The sequence below is a fragment of the Vibrio sp. SCSIO 43135 genome (assembly GCF_023716665.1).
Classification (GTDB): domain Bacteria; phylum Pseudomonadota; class Gammaproteobacteria; order Enterobacterales; family Vibrionaceae; genus Vibrio; species Vibrio paucivorans.
The window spans coordinates 891,246-907,144 of the sequence record NZ_CP071860.1 but is presented as its reverse complement, the minus strand read 5'-3'; the positions used below and the strand labels follow the sequence as shown (position 1 = coordinate 907,144).

The following is a 15,899-nucleotide window of genomic DNA, read 5'->3' as shown; positions in this document are numbered from 1 at the left end:
TCATTTAATGCAAATTCAGTGAAATAGCAGCGTTGAAAAGCCGAAAGGACTAAGAAAGAGGATTGGGGTAATAGACCATAAGACTGAGAAAAGCATGAGTTATTACTTAGGTAATTCGGTATGTACAAAAAAGCCCCAGCAATTGCTGAGGCTAGATATTCTGTATTGCTTTAAACGACTACTTAAGCAGTTGTTTCTACACGATTCGCTTTCTTTTCGTTTTGCATTTTTGCTAAGAAGTAAACATTAACACATGCGATGAAGCCGTTGGTGACAACAACTGGCCATGCGTCGATCATCAAACCGTAAGCTGTAAACAGTGCACAACCGATGAAATTTAGTACACGTAGTTTAACGATATCTTTCATGGTGAGTGAGATAGCAACCATAATCGATGCTGCGTAACCCAATATTTCAACCATATTCATGTCCATAATTTGACCCTCTAATTTTTGCCGATCCTATCGGTACCAATTCTTCTCTCCTGAGATTAGTGAGGAAGCTCCATGCCTCGAATGGTCTAATTTGAATAACTGGGCGCTAATATAACAGGGCTAAATATGTGATGAAAGCCCCAAAAAGGACATCGGTGAAGGTTAGCGATTACGCAAACGTTTAACGCCAACTACAGAAAAAGTAATTACTCTTTCTGTTGCTGGCGCTTAGCTGTTTTCAGTTGCGTCGTGAATGGTATTTTTACTTTAATCGCTGAGCGTTACGTCATAAATCCGAGGTTATTACTCGCAAAGTTATCGATATGAGGGAACACATACCGAAGTTCTTCAGGGTGCTGGACCCCCATCCATTGAGCTAACGTAGCGTGAACTTGGTCGCTAGCCAGTGTAGGAATCAATCTGCCTTTAGATATGTCATCGTCCCCATCTACCTGTAACTGAGGCCAAACCCCAATACCTTGATTTCCATTGACCGCTCCACCGAACACAAACTGGTGACCACCCCAGCCGTGATCAGTCCCGTTGCCGTTTGATGCTAAACGTCTGCCAAATTCAGATGTAGTAAACGAAGTTACGGCATCCGAAAGCCCGTGATGGGAAAGTGCATTATTAAAAGCTGCGACGTTTTTCGCTAAGTCAGCCAGTAATAGGGGATGCTTCTTCAGTTGATCGTCATGAACATCATAGCCAGTCTGTTTTAGGTAAAAAACTTGCCGACTTTGACCGAGTTGAGATTGACTTACAATAAGTTTGTAGGCGATTTGAAATTGCTTACCTAGATTGGAACTAGAAAACTCCGGCCAATCACTTATCTTGTCAATTTGGGCTGCTAACGCTTGGCTCACATGCATGGCATCACCCATAACACTGCGCATTTGAGTGACGAATGGATTGTCGGAGTCAGCCTCTGATATCTTTTGATAGTTCGATTCCATATGCTCATTGCTTAGCCCACTTAGTTTGATACTGCCATTCTGCTTTAATACATTTTGGCTGTGATCAGCTGAGCGTAACAACAGTGTATTTCCCGAAATACTGAACAAGGGTGCAATAGAGGTGTTGCTTTCAAGTACATCAAACATTCTTCCGGCCCAACCCAGCTGAAGCGTGCTTCCTGCTGCACCGCGCTCCCATTCACTGGTTTGTGAATTGTGTGAGAAAAGCTGAGGTGGAAGTGGTTTCACTTGAGACTCAATGTCCGATTTGGATAACGGCTCTTTAAGTATGCCGCTATTGATGATCACTGTGGCATTACCATCCTCAAATAGTGGCTTGAGAGGCGCGAGTTTAGGGTGCAAACCCAGTGTTACGGGCTGTCCATGGTTATCTAGAACTGTTTGAGGGATTTCAACAATCGTCGATTTGGAAACAGCAATACTCGGCCGAACCGCTTTGTACTCGTTGTAATGATTGTCATCGGTTGGCACTATGGTATTTACCGCATCGTTCCCCCCCGCTAAGTTGATACAAACAAGAGCTCGATAGTCTGTTTCGCCAGCTATAGCGATAGCGGGCACTGAAGTTGCGATAGAAGCAAGTGAGAGGCCACCTAAACTTGCAACAAAATTGCGTCTTGAGATTTTCATTAGCGTGCCCTCTAATTTTGTATAAAGAATTCGTCACTTGATAACGCAATAATCACAGCGTGATAAAGCTTCTTGTACGGATTTACGTTGTCTCCGTATTCGTCTAATCCATCAACTAACGTCATTTCGAGTTGCTGGCTCATTGTTCCGCCAAACAAGCGATTGTTTACAACTTCTACCAGTTCAGGGTTGTTATCAACGACGTCGTAAAGCTCATCTAAGTCGAGGTACATATCAGCGACAGCCCCTTTTTTCAGGTAATGCCCTAAATGGTTCACCAACGAGGCATAAGTAGACCAACCAAGTAACTCAAATTCAGGAGCATAAAGGTCTTGGTCGTCAAGAATGCCGGGGGGCTGGTAGTCTGGAGAGTAATAATTAAATACAGAGGGTGATGCTTGTGGCTCTTGCTCTGCATTATTCATAACGCGATTGGCTACCGTCATTCTCGAACCGTCATACATAAGGCCCATCGCTCTATGATAGTGAGTCGCGACTAAAAGCGGTTCTTTAAGTTTAATCGGCTTATGAACGCCTTCACCCAAAGCTTCTTGATCAGTGAGGATAGCGACCAGCACAGCTTTCATGTCACCTTTTACGCCTTCGCCGTTGTCATTAAAAACAGAAGATACGCGTTTAATATAATTTGGAGAGGGGTTTGAAGTTACCAGTCGTTGAATGAGTAAACGAGAAACGTGTGGAGCAAGATTAGGGTGCTCGAACAGGATATCGAGCACTGCCGTCACATCTTGGTAGGGAGTTTGATTGGCAGGAAGCGTATGACCAAGCACGGTTTTCTCACCAAAATCATGATATTTGTCCAAACTTTTCATTGGTTTCATGTACGCCCAATCGCTGTTCTTCCACCCTGTGAATGCTCTTGCGACTTCTTCTATATCGGTTTGGCTATAGGTGGGAATGGGTTGGCCACTTTGCAATTTATGTGAACCATCAAGATTTAGCTCGTAGAGCCCTATAGTAAACAACTGCATTACTTCGCGAGCATAGTTTTCATCGGGGTAACTGTTGGTGTTGGGATTAGCGACTTTGCTACCTAGCATCGAGAGGTAGTTCCCCATTGCTGCATGCAACGTTGCTTGTTCAAGTATATCGCGATAGTTTCCGAACGCGTTGTTGACCAGCATGTCGTAATAATGCGTTAAGGCTTTAGCTCGTGAGTTCAGCTTTCCGCCATGCCTCGACACAACTAAGACTTGGCTTAGAGCATAAGCGTATTTTTGGCGTAACTGATCGGGTGAAGATATCGCTATCTGATACCAGGCATTTTGCCTATTACGCTGAGCGTGACCGGGAAAAGAGGTGGAATAAAGCGCTAAATGGGAAGTTGGCGGTAATTCGAATTGGTCGCTAAGCCACTCGTCTAGCCCAATGTGTTTTAGCTGCTCAATGGAGCTTGCGCTTGGGCCAAAGGTTGCCTGTTCGAGAAACCGGTAAGTTTGTTCATCGGATAATTCTGTTTCGCTCGCATTGGTAGGCTGCACAGTCCACCAACTGACAAAAATACAACATGTCAGCAACCAACCACTAAGGTAATTAGTTCTGATCATAATAACTCTCTTATCGCTGAAATGCGTATGCAATCATGCGAATATCTAATAAATTAACAAAGTCAACATGCAAACTGTCTTATTTCTGAGAATTCAATAATTTAGCTCGATGTCTCGGTAAATTATAGGCACAGATCACGTTTCGGTGAGCAAAATAACCAAGTGCATATATCAATACACTCCATTAAGGGATGTAAGCGGATGTACTAAAAAGAAAAAGTGATTCTATAAAATATTTGTGACTTATTTTTTGCCAAATTAGGTCAGTATTGATATTGGGAATATTGCACTCGACCTCAAAACTTAATTTGATAAAGAAAGCTATCTTTGCTGTAGTGGTATTTCTACTTTGCTGAAAACAAGGGAATTAAATGAAAACTATTGGAATGATTGGTGGAATGAGCTGGGAATCAACGCAGACCTACTATCGACTGGTTAATCAATACACCAAACAACGTCTTGGTGGCCTTAATTCAGCAAAAGTTACGCTGGTTAGCGTCAATTTTGATGAAATCGAAAAACTTCAATCATCGGGTGAGTGGGATGCGGCAGGAGAGCTGCTAGCCAATGCTGCACTTAGCGTAGAGAAAGCTGGAGCAGATTTTCTGCTGATCTGTACCAACACCATGCATAAGGTGGCAGAGCAAGTTTCAAACTCAATAAATATTCCTTTGCTCCATATTGCCGACGCTACGGGTGAAAAATTGAAATTTGATGGAGTAAAAAAAGTAGGGTTACTTGGTACGGCCTTTACAATGGAACAATCGTTCTACAAAAGCCGAATTGCCGACAAATATGGTATTGAAGTCTTAGTTCCAAATGGGGTTCAACGTAAGCTAGTTCATGAAATTATATACAATGAACTATGCCAAGGAGTGATATCTAATCGCTCAAGAAATGACTTTCTTACGGTTGTCTCTGACTTACATGAAATGGGAGCCGAAGCGATAATTCTTGGCTGTACTGAAATTTCACTTCTGATTGGGCAGAGCGACACAAACATGCCATTGTACGATACAACGTCGATTCACGCGGAACTGGCAGTTCAAGAGGCACTGTCTTGAAGGCAGAAATCAAACGTATCTCGATTCTCGATACGTTAGCGATCAGGCAACAAGTTCTATGGCCAGACAAATCGCTGGAAGAGGTTAGAGTGCCAGGTGATGACAAAGCGATGCACATAGGCGCTTTCATTTCTGATAGCTTGGTGTGTGTGGCATCTCTATTTATTAGCGATAATTCGGCAATTCGACTAAGAAAATTTGCCACGATAGAAGCTCACCAAGGGAAGGGAATAGGGACAGAAGTACTGAACTATGCGTTGGATTTGGCCGTTTCAAAAAGGGCGACCCATTTTTGGTTTGATGCACGTGAAAGCGCATTACCGTTCTACCTTAGATTTGGCTTTAAATCGAAGGGGAAACGCTTCTACAAAGGAAGCATCCCTTACTTTCGAATGGAAAAACCGCTAAAGCATGACGAGAGGTAGTTAGTCCGCACCTTGTGCTTGAGAATAAAAAGCTGCGACATCTTTTAAGTCCAGCTCATTTAGATGCTGTAACTGCGCAGTCATCATTTCAGCTAAAGCACCTTGACGCTGATTGAGCTGATAGGCTCTCATCGCGTTAAACAAATACGTTTCACTTTGCCCGTTTAATGATGGGTAATTTTTATTAGAGTTGGGGCCATTAGGATTGTGGCAGAATACACAGCTAGGAGCTTTCAGCTTTCCCTCTGCCGCATCGCCTTGAGCATAAGCTGGTAAGATGTTCGCAACAGCAATTAGTGCGATAAAACAAAATTTTTTCATAAATTAAGCGAAATTGGTCATCAAGCCTTGAAGATAAAGCTTCCCCTTAGGGGAAGCTCAATCGTTTTTACAGACACGCCGCAATCTTTTCGATCAATGTATCAATATCTTGTCGGCTCACATCGTTGTGAGTAACAAAGCGAATTGGGTTTCCTGGGCTTATAATGATGTCTTGTTTCGAAAGCTGCTCAGCGATACCTGAGATGTCGACACTATCATCTAATTTAGCGAACACAATGTTAGTTTGAACAAACTCCGCATTCACGTTGAAACCACTGAGTTCATTGAGGCGTGTCGCTAGATGCTTAGCATTCTCATGATCGACTTTCAGTTGCTCTACTTGCTCAGTTAAGGCGAGCTTACCAGCGGCAGCAAGGATACCTGCTTGTCTCATACCACCACCGACCATTTTTCTTAGACGGCGAGCTTTTGCTATGTACTCCTTACTACCAAGTAATAGAGAACCAATCGGCGCACACAATCCTTTAGACAAGCAAATCGTCATAGAGTCGAAGTGTTTCGCGATTTCTTTGACATCAATATCAAGTGCTATCGAAGCGTTGTATACACGAGCGCCATCTAAGTGCATTTTTAGACCATGCTGGTCAACAAATTTACGCGCCTCAGCTAAGTAAGACATTGGAAGTACTTTGCCATTGATAGTATTTTCTAAGCTGAGCAAACGCGTTCTAGCAAAGTGGCTATCATCAGGTTTGATCGCAGCTGCCAGCTTGGATAGGTCTATTGTGCCATCTGGATTGTTCTCGATTGGTTGAGGCTGAATGGAACCTAGAACAGCTGCTCCTCCCGCTTCGTATTTATAGTTGTGGGCTTGCTGACCACACAAGTACTCGTCTCCACGCTCACAATGTGCCATTAGCCCCAATAAGTTAGCCTGAGTACCCGAACTGGTGAAGAGTGCAGCTTCAAAGCCATGACGCTGAGCTGCCCACTGTTCTAAATCGTTAACGGTAGGGTCATCGCCATACACGTCATCTCCAACTAACGCATTCGCGATAGCTTCGCGCATTTTGGGAGTAGGGCGTGTTACGGTGTCTGATCTAAAGTCCATGAATGTCTCCTAAAGGTAGCCACATAACTTGGCTTTACTTAAACAAGCGATAGTTTTGGCATCTGTTATCGTGCCTTCTATTATCATTTCTTCTAATTTTTTGAGTGACAGTGTCACCACTTCAATAACTTCATCTTCATCGCATTGATGTGTTTCTACTAGCGAAAGAGATTTGGCCACGTACAAGTATTGTATTTCGTCGCAAAACCCTGCGAGTGGCGTAACTTGCCCTAGTGGGACAAAGGTATCTGCGTGAAACCCCGTTTCTTCGGTAAGTTCACGTTGCGCACACTGCAAAGGGGTTTCTTGCTGCTCGATCGTACCAGCAGGTAATTCAAGTAACCACTTGTTTAATGAAGGTCTAAATTGGTTGATCAGAACAATATCACCTCGCTCGTCTATCGGAAGAATGACAGCTGCACCGGGGTGAGAAATAGTGGTGTGGGTAATAGATTGACCAGTTGGTAAGGTGACTTGCTCTTCAACTAAAGAAATACGCTTCCATGTGTGTATGGTTTTGCTCATGCAAAAAGGGCCGTTATTATAAAGTAAATAATTATTAGGACTCACAATAACGGGATTAGTTCGCTAAAGAAACCCATAAATCTTACCCTAGGTTAAACTTTCGTATAATCAACGTGTTGAATCGTAAAATTGCAAACAATGATTACATGGATCGCGTTAATAAAATGTTGTGATATAAGAGCTCCCTTATAGTTGAAAATCCACTTGTAACAAAGTGATAACAAATGTATAAACTTATATATATCCTATCTCCCCAAGGAAGTGCTCAATGATCCAACCTTCTCACACTTCGCATACCCAAAAAGCGTTGTTATCTGAAAGAATAAACAAATTAACCAAAGCGTTGTGCGATGGGGTATATGAGCGAGAAGAAACCATTAAACTGTGTTTACTTGCAGCTCTTTCCGGAGAGAGTGTTTTTCTATTAGGGCCTCCTGGTATTGCGAAGAGTCTGATCGCTAAAAGGCTCATTCAAGCATTTGATAACTCGAGCTACTTTGAATACCTAATGACTCGCTTTTCTACACCAGAAGAAGTCTTCGGTCCACTAAGCATTCAAGAATTAAAAGATAACGGACGCTACGTTCGTTTAACAAAAGGTTACCTTCCTACTGCGCAAGTTGTTTTCCTTGATGAGATTTGGAAAGCAGGCCCTGCAATACTCAATACGTTACTCACCGTTGTTAATGAAAAAACATTCAAAAATGGCAGCGATATTGATCGCGTACCGATGCGCCTATTGATTTCTGCTTCAAACGAATTGCCTGATGAAGACAGCGGGTTAGAAGCCCTTTACGACCGAATGTTAGTTCGAGTATTCGTTAATCGAATTCAGAATAAGCAGAATTTCAAATCCATGCTAACAGTTGGTACTCCACAAGAAGCCGTCATTCCTGAAGGGCTAGCAATCACAGACGCTGAATACCACCAGTGGCAGCAAGAGCTCGACCAGCTCGAATTAAGCGACCAAGTATTTGAAAAGCTATATGCACTAAAATCACTACTAGAAGAATCTGTAGAGTCTCAGGGCGTAGATATCGCGCAAACAGATATGTATGTGTCGGATCGACGTTGGAAGAAAGCGGTTAAGCTTTTAAAAGCCAGCGCATTCTTCAATGGCCGTGAATCTATTAACCCAATGGATCTACTGCTATTACAAGACTGTTTATGGAATAGCCCTGAATCTAGAGAAGTGGTTCAAGACGTAATCCGTAAATTTGCGCTTCAGCATGCGTTTGATCAACAAGATGTTGAGATGCAAATAGCTCATTGCCGTGAAGAGTTAAGTGATATCCAAGACGAATTAGAGTCCAAATTTGGCGTCGCCCTAACTGAAGAGTCTACGACTGGGTTATTAAAGAAGCATGTACATCATTACGATATCTCAGGCGCAAAAACCTACACTGTAGGGGCAACTTCCGGGCTAGTTAAACTGGTATTGCTACAAAGCAATATGTCTGTTTCTGAATCAGAAAAAGGCGACAGTCGCTGGGTGTATGTGCAAAAGAATGAACTTGAGCGAGTAATCAAGGAAGGTCACGGTGATGTTTATGGCTACGTTAACCAAAACACCAACATGTGCCGCATGCGATTTGACTTAGACGCAGACAGTAACCTTGTGATTAAAGACATCGCAAACAGGGCAGTTCTGGTTTCTATTGTGACTTCCTTCGGGCTAGATGAAGAATTATACCAAGCTTGGGTTGAACGCACAGAGTCTGCATTGAAGCAGTTAGAGTCTGCAGAGCACCAATTGAGAAAAGCGAAATCCGATTTTCATGGTGCATTACCGCATAGTTTCGTCGACGAAGAATATCCTCGTCAGATGGAAGTGAGCCTGCAGCATTTACAACAGCAACTTGAATCAGTGAAAACAGAAAGTGAGAAAGCTGCTTTCCGATTCAAAAGCCTTAATCAATACTTTTCTTGAGGAACTCTCATGCTTGGAGCTGACGGCCTAAACTTAGCCATCATGGTTGCAGAATCGGGAATCATTGACACTGCTGTTAATGATCTTATGGCTCGTTCACAAGTAATGATGATGGCTGAAAATCGTGGGGTAAAATCCTCGGTCAAAAATCATCTTTTGAAATGGCGCGGTAGTGTTAAGAAACGCATCACAAAAGTATGCGAGACGGAACGTATTCAAAAAGAACTAGAGTTGTATCAAGAAGTTATCCACTGGGATGAAGTGCAATTTTTCCTCAAAATTGAAGAAGTCATCAAAAAGTTAGAATGGCATTCCGCTTTTTATCTCAAAGCTCGCCGATTGCTAGAACAAAACAATACAGTACATAACCCGATGTTCCCGCATTACTTTTGTGACCAATGGTATCAAAGCCTAGCGGAAGCGGTTAAACAAGCACAAATCAATGAGCTTGAAGCAAACAAGGAAAAGATGCTCAAAGACCTATACCAGCGTATGGAGACCATGAAAAACATGGATAACGTCGCTGAAAGTGGGGATGGAAACAGCATCGGTCGCCTTTGGGACATGGCATCTGCAAAGCTAAGTAAAACCGACTTAGGGGTTATGAAGCGTCACGCCGATTTTTTGAAGAAAAATAAAGGTCTACAAGAAATTGCCGAGCAATTAGGTCGTATGGCTGGCCAAGTTGATGATCCGGATTTGAACAAAGCGCCGACTGAAGAGCCACAAATGGTGGAAGAAAAATCGGACGAAGCTACTGATGACATCGTGGGAATTCATGAAAGTGATGACCTCAATAAATTGCTTCCAAATGAAACTATGTTTTTGGCGTACCCAGAACTTGAAGTCGTGTTCTATAAAAACTTAGTTGATAAGCGTTTAATGAACTACCGCATGCAGGGAAAATCTCGAACTTTGCGTAAGGTAAAAGCCCACAAACCAGACAACAAACAAGTTGATGTAGAGAAGGGGCCTTTTATCGTTTGTGTGGATGCATCTGGCTCAATGAGTGGTTTTCCAGAGCAAAGTGCAAAAGCGATGGCGTATGCACTAATGCAGATTGCCTTAGCTGAAGATAGGGATTGCTATGTGATTCTGTTTTCTACCGAACAAATCACTTACGAGCTCACTCGTCAGGATGGATTACGTGAAGCCGCCGACTTTCTCACATATAGCTTCCACGGTGGCACTGATTTAGAGCCAGTTCTTATCAAATCTGTTGACCTCATGCACAGTGGAAAGTACAAGAACGCAGATTTAGTTGTGCTTTCTGATTTTATCGCGCCAACCCAAACCGACGAGGTGATCGATAAGATTAACTCCCTCAAAGAAACAAAAAACCGTTTCCATGCGGTAAGTTTGTCCAAATATGGCAATCCGGAGCTAATGAAAATGTTCGATCATTGCTGGGGATACCATCCAAACCTTATGGGTCGAATCATGAAGAAGTGGTAGCGCCAGTTGCATTTACACCAAAAGGCGATCATTACTTCATCGAATTGATTCAAAACCAAGCAAGCGAATTTTTTTCTACTTTTTTTGTTTGACTCTTATCGGTAAATCCGTAAAGTACGCATCGAACGCAACGGTGGTGACATCTAAAGCGTTGTTATAAAAGGCGTGTTGGCAGAGTGGCTATGCAGCGGATTGCAAATCCGTGGACCTCGGTTCGACTCCGGGACGCGCCTCCATTTGCGACACTAGCTCAGTTGATAGAGCGCAACCTTGCCAAGGTTGAGGTTACACCTTCTAGTTTAGAAGAAGGGAACCTAGTGTGTCGCTCCAAATTTTGGAGTGTGGAGCTTCTTCTAAGAAGTTCGATACTAAAGATGGTGTCTTACCCATCGCAATAAAGAATTGCGTGCCCTGGTGGTGGAATTGGTAGACACAAGGGATTTAAAATCCCTCGGCGTTCGCGCTGTGCCGGTTCAAGTCCGGCCCGGGGCACCATCTCTCATTATCTTCCAATGAAATGGCGTGTTGGCAGAGTGGCTATGCAGCGGATTGCAAATCCGTGGACCTCGGTTCGACTCCGGGACGCGCCTCCATTTCAAACTAACTTTTCTCGACTCAATCTAACACTAAAGCACGACAACCTGTTATAACCCCTCATTTTAGAAGCTTTCACTTGGTAAATAAGTTTATTATTTGTAATATTCAATCGTTATGAATTGATTCACCTATATTTAACAAGGAAGTTAAATCTATGTCGTTTACTTTTCGCGCACTTGCGCGCAGTATCGTTGCAACCGCTTTTCTATTTTCCTCATATTCATTCGCTGACTCTAATGCAAGTTATCCAGAAGGCTGGGAAACTTGGCCTGTAGTAAAAGAGTCGATGAACTTGCCCGCAGATACCGTATTACCGCCAGATACATCGCTATTTATTCAAGAATCTGTAAGGGCGTACAGTTGGATTAACAATGGTAATGGTTCGCCACTTACCATTAGGGTTAACCCAGAAAAACTCGAGCAATACAAAACACACGGACCTTACTCGGATGGTCCCACAGTGGTTGCTGTATCCGAAGTGCAGGGGATTGTTTGGGTAACGGAACATATAGGTGGCGTTGCGATATACGGTAGTTACGATCGCCAAGGAAAAGATATAACCTCAATGCACCCAACGCTTGAGCCAAGTTTCTGCCAAAACTGCCATACAACCTATAAAGATATCTGTATCAACGGCACCTGCGCAGAGCCCGTGTTAGAAGTATACGGGTCTAAATAGGTCGTTCAGCTTGCGAGCGCGATTCTTCCGTAACCTCACAATAAATCAAATGTTGTTCATTTCGCATTTGGTTTTGGTGATGACTATCATCGTTGGGATGACGTATGCACGTTATAACAGCGAGTGGTCGATTCGCGTATCGAATGCAACGTCACTGGCTGTTAGCCACTTATCTTCTCAACTAACATTTCTTTCAGGTTCTATAGCTGGACGTAACTATGCAAACCTAGTTATGCCGACAACCAAAGAAAACATTCTCAATATTCCGGATCTCATCTTTTTAGAGGTCAAAGGTGTATCCGATTACCAATCTCAACCTGTCGGTGTCCGTTATTTAGTCTCGAGTAACCAAGTTTGGCGCACGGATGTTACTGACGAAGAGATTGAAGCACTACAAAAAAGTTATGACCGTATAAAAGGCATGATGGACGGTGAGGATGAGGGCTCAAAAAACAAAAAGCTTACTTACGTACTTAACAAGATTGAAAACGACTTGTATGGAACTACACAAAGCAAAATTCTCCACGATTCGAGCCGCTTACACTGGACGAAACCTAACTTTAGTTCATCAGATTCAATCTTAAAATTAGAGCACAATGAACTGCATTTGAAGCTCCCTTTACGAAACAAAAATGGGGGAGAAATATGGGCAGTACTAGACGCATCAAAACTTAATGAATTTCGTGCCGAGCTAATTTCTTGTTTGCTTAAAGAAGCGTTAATCGCATTATTCGTTTCTATGGTGCTCATTTATTGGGTCACGCTGTGGATTGTCAGCCCACTTAAACACCTTTCCCATTCGATGAAGCAAGATATCGAACATATCGAGCAGCATCGCCCTGTTGAAATCGTCCGAAAGGATGAAATTGGTGACCTCGCAAGAGCGTACATGAGTCTGATCAAAAAGATTAAGAATCAGCTTAAAGTTCTTCAGCTACAAACAGACACCGATCCCTTAACCGGTTTAGGTTCAAGGTATAAATATGCTCGCTATTCAGAGTCATTCTTGGCTCTCTCGTTTTCACAGGGCGATCACGTAGGTTACCTAGTCTGTGATATCGACAACTTCAAAGCATACAACGATAGCTATGGCCACATAGAAGGAGACAACACGCTCACTATGGTTGCCAATGCAATTTCGGATGCAGTGTCAGGCAACGATTTAGCATGTCGTTTAGGAGGAGAAGAGTTCATAGTGTTGGTTCGAGCTTCTTGTAATGCCGAAGTGTTTGCCATTGCTCAACGCATCAATTCTGCGGTTGAAAATCTAAACATTCTCCACGTTAACAACCCACCGTACAAAAAAGTTACGATCTCCATTGGCGCTGTGGCAATAGGCCCACAGTGCCGCTCTGATTCAGAATTTTTGGATGATATTTTATCTAAATCGTTCAAACAGGCTGACATCAGTTTGTATCAATGCAAAGCAAATGGCCGAAATACGGTGATTTGTGAAAGCTACGACAGCGAAAATCAACAAGCAAGTTAGGATGACTTATGCAAAGTGTAGATATGGATTCTCGTCCATGTGACGAACAAGTGCGTCTATGGATCGATACTGATATTACTATAGGAACCTGCGGTAAATTAATGGCATTTCGCGACGTCGATGACGGTTACGCGATAGGCGCACTGTTTCGTAGCCAAGAAGTCGATATTGTAGGCTTAAGCTCTACTAGGGGAAACACCGAAGACATTAGCCTATCTACCGACATTGCAAAGTCCTTCGTTAAAAAGTTTGGCCCTGTAAGTTTACAAGTCAGCGAGGGTGCAAGTGAAAATTTTAATACATGCCAAACCATCCCAAAAGCGGTTGAAGATCTGGCCAACGAGCTGCGAAATGGCCCTTTAACTATATTAGCCATTGGTGCGCTAACCAATATTGCGTTACTGATTAAGCACTTTCCAGACACTATCGAGAACATCACTCAGGTAATTAGTGTTGCAGGAAGAAGGCATACCAATGATCATTTCATTTCTGGTTCCCATCAGCCAAAGCCTTTTAGAGACTTAAACTTCGAGTTTGACGTACCGGCGTTTAAACAAGTATTGGAAACTAACATTGAGCTAACACTTGTCCCGTTCGAAGTGTGCAAGCAAATGTGGGTAGACTTTTCAGCATTAGAACAATTGGCACTGCACAGTGGATTAAGTCGTTACCTAGCTGAGCATTCTCTAGGTTGGTACAGCGAATGGAAACTTGTGTTTGGATCTAAGAATGGGTTTAACCCTTTCGACATGGTGGCAGCTGCATTTGCCATCAACTCTGAGTGGTTTACAGCAAAACGATGGAACGCAGAGGTTGTTGAAGCAGCGAGCGATACTTCGAAAGGGGAGCAAAAGCCTTACCTTATTTGCAACGAAGAAGTCACCAATCATCGTCCGGTGAACTACTTGGTAGAAGTCCAACCAACGGTTCAAGACATTCTATTGCAGAGACTTGCTGAAAACGACATCGGGTCATTTGTGCTCGGACTATCACACATCAATGTGATCGTCGATGATGTTGTTGAAGCAGCTAACTATTACCAAAGAGTTCTTGGTTTTGAAGCAGCGGTCGATGAACAAGGTAATAAAATGGAATACTTAGGTGTTTCGATGGCTGAGTTTAATCAAGATGCAGGACTCTCCGGTCAAGATGTTAATGTTGACGTGAAGTTTGTGAAGCACCCTTACGCCAAATTGTATATCGAACTCATGACGTACCATCAGCCAGTGGGTAAGCAAACTCTACCGGAACAACCTAAAACATACGACTTTGGGGGGCCTAGACATATTGCGTTAGAAGTATCTAACTGCAACCAAGTATTTAACTACTTGAAGTCACAGCCAGATGCCAAGCTGATAGATCCAAGGCCAGACTATCACCCAGAGAAGTTAGCCGGATTTCCTATCACTTTTTTCTACTGGATTGATAAGTATGGAGTCCAATGGGAAATGGAAGAAGGGCGTAGAGTAGGGACGTCGAGAGGAATTGTGTAACGCAGAGCCAAGGTTAACACCTTGGCTCTTTCTTTTTGCGCTACTCATTGTGTGGCACAATAGAAGCTTAACAACATCAAAATGATTAAGAGAACAAGTTGGAAAAAGTCGCCATATTCGTCGATGTACAAAATGTGTACTACACGACTAGAGATAAATACCGTGCTAATTTTGACTACAACCAATTTTGGTATGTCGCTACTCAAGGCAGAGAGATTGTACAAGCCAATGCTTACGCAATTTCCAGCCAAGATCCAAAACAACGTCAATTCCACCACATTTTAAGAGGCGTTGGGTTTGAGGTTAAACTAAAACCGTTTATTCAACGTAAAGACGGCAGTGCAAAAGGCGATTGGGATGTCGGTATCGCATTGGATGCAATTGAAGTTGCCGAGCAGGCGGATGTAATTGTGCTGGTATCGGGAGACGGTGACTTTGAGGTCTTAGTCGACAGAATTCAGTCTCGATTCAATAAAACGGTTGAAGTCTACGGCGTTCCTGGCTTAACCGCTCAGAACCTAATTGATGCTTCGAACCGCTTTATAGCAATCGATGAAGATCTACTCTTGAGATGAAGAAGCCTCAGAACCGGACTCTGATTGTTCGGCCTCTTGTTCTAGTTCCATCTTTTCGCGCTCAGCCTTAGAAATATATTTAGGCTTATTGCTTTTGTGAAGCTTAGCATTTTGTTTTTTCAGCTTCTTTTTTAGAATTTGGTTTATCTTCTTTTTGCGGTTCATCAGAAACCCCTCATTAGTTCGAGCGGGGAGGATATAGCTTTTGTTTATCAATCGCAAACATTAGTAACCCCTCAAATCTCGGTGACAATGTAACAGAATGGTTTTACGATGTATCAGAGTAAAATACTACTAGGTGAGTTAGCGCTTGAGTTCAAAACCGTGTCTGCAATGGTTGGGATTTATTGTCGCGATCACCACAGTAGCGAGAAAGGTTTATGTAATGAATGCCAAGCGTTGTTGGAGTACGCGGAAGTAAGGTTGGACCGATGCCCCTACGGTGAAGCTAAGCCTACTTGTAATAAGTGTCCAATACACTGTTATAAGCCAGAACCAAAAGAACAAATGCGACAGGTAATGCGTTACTCTGGGCCAAGGATGTTGTTACCGCATCCGATTTTATCGATTCGCCATTTGTTACACGAGCGTAAGCCTGTACCGAGCAAACCCGGAAAACAGGCTTCAAATCGTCACAAGAGGGCGCAGAAATAAGCGCCCCCTTT

At 43.0% G+C, this 15,899-nt stretch carries 16 protein-coding genes and 4 tRNA genes; 13 read left to right on the top strand and 7 right to left on the bottom strand.

From position 1 onward, the window contains the following. Nucleotides 1-182: 182 nt before the first annotated feature. From J4N42_RS18460 to J4N42_RS18450, 3 genes are all read right to left on the bottom strand, one after another. Nucleotides 183-434 (bottom strand): YgjV family protein, encoded by a 252-nt coding sequence (locus J4N42_RS18460; RefSeq protein WP_252030875.1) that lies wholly within the window; start codon nt 432-434, stop codon nt 183-185. 281 nt (nt 435-715) lie between these two features. Next, nucleotides 716-2,041: a DUF1501 domain-containing protein gene (locus J4N42_RS18455; RefSeq protein ID WP_252030873.1), complete on the bottom strand. Its 1,326-nt coding sequence runs from the start codon at nt 2,039-2,041 to the stop codon at nt 716-718. 11 nt (nt 2,042-2,052) lie between these two features. Beyond that, nucleotides 2,053-3,609 carry a DUF1800 domain-containing protein gene (locus tag J4N42_RS18450; RefSeq protein WP_252030872.1) on the bottom strand — a complete coding sequence of 519 codons (1,557 nt, stop codon included), beginning with the start codon at nt 3,607-3,609 and terminating at the stop codon, nt 2,053-2,055. Nucleotides 3,610-3,980: 371 nt separating this feature from the next. On the opposite strand from J4N42_RS18450, the gene J4N42_RS18445 reads away from it, so the two are divergent. Then, nucleotides 3,981-4,673: an aspartate/glutamate racemase family protein gene (locus J4N42_RS18445; protein WP_252030871.1), complete on the top strand. Its 693-nt coding sequence runs from the start codon at nt 3,981-3,983 to the stop codon at nt 4,671-4,673. Continuing rightward, entirely contained in the window at nt 4,670-5,098 is a 429-nt protein-coding gene (locus tag J4N42_RS18440) for a GNAT family N-acetyltransferase (RefSeq protein ID WP_252030870.1), read from the top strand. The genes J4N42_RS18445 and J4N42_RS18440 overlap by 4 nt, the downstream gene beginning before the upstream one ends. Here the strand turns inward: J4N42_RS18440 and J4N42_RS18435 are convergent, their stop codons facing one another. The 3 genes from J4N42_RS18435 to J4N42_RS18425 all read right to left on the bottom strand — a co-directional run bounded on the left by J4N42_RS18435 (nt 5,099) and on the right by J4N42_RS18425 (nt 7,016). Further along, nucleotides 5,099-5,419: a c-type cytochrome gene (locus tag J4N42_RS18435; protein WP_252030869.1), complete on the bottom strand. Its 321-nt coding sequence runs from the start codon at nt 5,417-5,419 to the stop codon at nt 5,099-5,101. Between the two features lie 67 nt (nt 5,420-5,486). Then, nucleotides 5,487-6,491 carry a low-specificity L-threonine aldolase gene (gene ltaE, locus J4N42_RS18430; RefSeq protein ID WP_252030868.1) on the bottom strand — a complete coding sequence of 335 codons (1,005 nt, stop codon included), beginning with the start codon at nt 6,489-6,491 and terminating at the stop codon, nt 5,487-5,489. A 9-nt stretch (nt 6,492-6,500) separates the two neighbouring features. Further along, complete coding sequence (locus J4N42_RS18425; protein WP_252030867.1) at nt 6,501-7,016, bottom strand: NUDIX hydrolase; 516 nt, start codon at nt 7,014-7,016, stop codon at nt 6,501-6,503. Between the two features lie 268 nt (nt 7,017-7,284). Here J4N42_RS18425 and J4N42_RS18420 point away from each other — a divergent pair, with 268 nt between their 5' ends. From J4N42_RS18420 to J4N42_RS18375, 10 genes are all read left to right on the top strand, one after another. Continuing rightward, entirely contained in the window at nt 7,285-8,946 is a 1,662-nt protein-coding gene (locus J4N42_RS18420) for an ATPase RavA domain-containing protein (protein ID WP_252030866.1), read from the top strand. Nucleotides 8,947-8,955: 9 nt separating this feature from the next. After that, nucleotides 8,956-10,401: an ATPase RavA stimulator ViaA gene (viaA, locus tag J4N42_RS18415; RefSeq protein ID WP_252030864.1), complete on the top strand. Its 1,446-nt coding sequence runs from the start codon at nt 8,956-8,958 to the stop codon at nt 10,399-10,401. A 162-nt stretch (nt 10,402-10,563) separates the two neighbouring features. Continuing rightward, a tRNA-Cys gene (locus J4N42_RS18410) sits at nt 10,564-10,637 on the top strand. 3 nt (nt 10,638-10,640) lie between these two features. After that, a tRNA-Gly gene (locus J4N42_RS18405) sits at nt 10,641-10,731 on the top strand. A 78-nt stretch (nt 10,732-10,809) separates the two neighbouring features. Continuing rightward, a tRNA-Leu gene (locus J4N42_RS18400) sits at nt 10,810-10,896 on the top strand. 24 nt (nt 10,897-10,920) lie between these two features. Next, nucleotides 10,921-10,994 (top strand) — tRNA-Cys (locus J4N42_RS18395). A gap of 158 nt (nt 10,995-11,152) precedes the next feature. Further along, nucleotides 11,153-11,677, top strand: coding sequence for a hypothetical protein (locus J4N42_RS18390; protein WP_252030863.1), 525 nt, complete (start codon nt 11,153-11,155; stop codon nt 11,675-11,677). Between the two features lie 79 nt (nt 11,678-11,756). Continuing rightward, nucleotides 11,757-13,166 (top strand): GGDEF domain-containing protein, encoded by a 1,410-nt coding sequence (locus J4N42_RS18385; protein WP_252030862.1) that lies wholly within the window; start codon nt 11,757-11,759, stop codon nt 13,164-13,166. An 8-nt stretch (nt 13,167-13,174) separates the two neighbouring features. Continuing rightward, nucleotides 13,175-14,659: a nucleoside hydrolase gene (locus tag J4N42_RS18380; protein WP_252030861.1), complete on the top strand. Its 1,485-nt coding sequence runs from the start codon at nt 13,175-13,177 to the stop codon at nt 14,657-14,659. 98 nt (nt 14,660-14,757) lie between these two features. Continuing rightward, on the top strand, nt 14,758-15,234 hold the full coding sequence (locus J4N42_RS18375) for a LabA-like NYN domain-containing protein (RefSeq protein ID WP_252030860.1): 477 nt from the start codon (nt 14,758-14,760) through the stop codon (nt 15,232-15,234). Here the strand turns inward: J4N42_RS18375 and J4N42_RS18370 are convergent. Further along, nucleotides 15,220-15,399, bottom strand: a complete 180-nt coding sequence (locus J4N42_RS18370; protein ID WP_252030859.1) for a DUF2986 domain-containing protein — start codon at nt 15,397-15,399, stop codon at nt 15,220-15,222. The two genes, J4N42_RS18375 and J4N42_RS18370, sit on opposite strands and share 15 nt — an antisense overlap. A 108-nt stretch (nt 15,400-15,507) precedes the next feature. On the opposite strand from J4N42_RS18370, the gene J4N42_RS18365 reads away from it, so the two are divergent. Further along, on the top strand, nt 15,508-15,888 hold the full coding sequence (locus J4N42_RS18365) for a nitrous oxide-stimulated promoter family protein (protein ID WP_252034099.1): 381 nt from the start codon (nt 15,508-15,510) through the stop codon (nt 15,886-15,888). Nucleotides 15,889-15,899: the final 11 nt, after the last annotated feature.

Bases quoted from the DNA above. Each gene is read 5' to 3' on its own strand.
- ltaE (WP_252030868.1), bottom strand. From the start codon at position 6,491: ATGGACTTTAGATCAGACACCGTAACACGCCCTACTCCCAAAATGCGC.
- J4N42_RS18380 (WP_252030861.1), top strand. From the start codon at position 13,175: ATGCAAAGTGTAGATATGGATTCTCGTCCATGTGACGAACAAGTGCGT.
- J4N42_RS18365 (WP_252034099.1), top strand. From the start codon at position 15,508: ATGTATCAGAGTAAAATACTACTAGGTGAGTTAGCGCTTGAGTTCAAA.
- J4N42_RS18445 (WP_252030871.1), top strand. From the start codon at position 3,981: ATGAAAACTATTGGAATGATTGGTGGAATGAGCTGGGAATCAACGCAG.
- J4N42_RS18435 (WP_252030869.1), bottom strand. From the start codon at position 5,419: ATGAAAAAATTTTGTTTTATCGCACTAATTGCTGTTGCGAACATCTTA.
- J4N42_RS18370 (WP_252030859.1), bottom strand. From the start codon at position 15,399: ATGAACCGCAAAAAGAAGATAAACCAAATTCTAAAAAAGAAGCTGAAA.
- J4N42_RS18460 (WP_252030875.1), bottom strand. From the start codon at position 434: ATGGACATGAATATGGTTGAAATATTGGGTTACGCAGCATCGATTATG.
- J4N42_RS18425 (WP_252030867.1), bottom strand. From the start codon at position 7,016: ATGAGCAAAACCATACACACATGGAAGCGTATTTCTTTAGTTGAAGAG.
- J4N42_RS18390 (WP_252030863.1), top strand. From the start codon at position 11,153: ATGTCGTTTACTTTTCGCGCACTTGCGCGCAGTATCGTTGCAACCGCT.
- J4N42_RS18455 (WP_252030873.1), bottom strand. From the start codon at position 2,041: ATGAAAATCTCAAGACGCAATTTTGTTGCAAGTTTAGGTGGCCTCTCA.
- viaA (WP_252030864.1), top strand. From the start codon at position 8,956: ATGCTTGGAGCTGACGGCCTAAACTTAGCCATCATGGTTGCAGAATCG.
- J4N42_RS18385 (WP_252030862.1), top strand. From the start codon at position 11,757: ATGACTATCATCGTTGGGATGACGTATGCACGTTATAACAGCGAGTGG.
- J4N42_RS18450 (WP_252030872.1), bottom strand. From the start codon at position 3,609: ATGATCAGAACTAATTACCTTAGTGGTTGGTTGCTGACATGTTGTATT.
- J4N42_RS18420 (WP_252030866.1), top strand. From the start codon at position 7,285: ATGATCCAACCTTCTCACACTTCGCATACCCAAAAAGCGTTGTTATCT.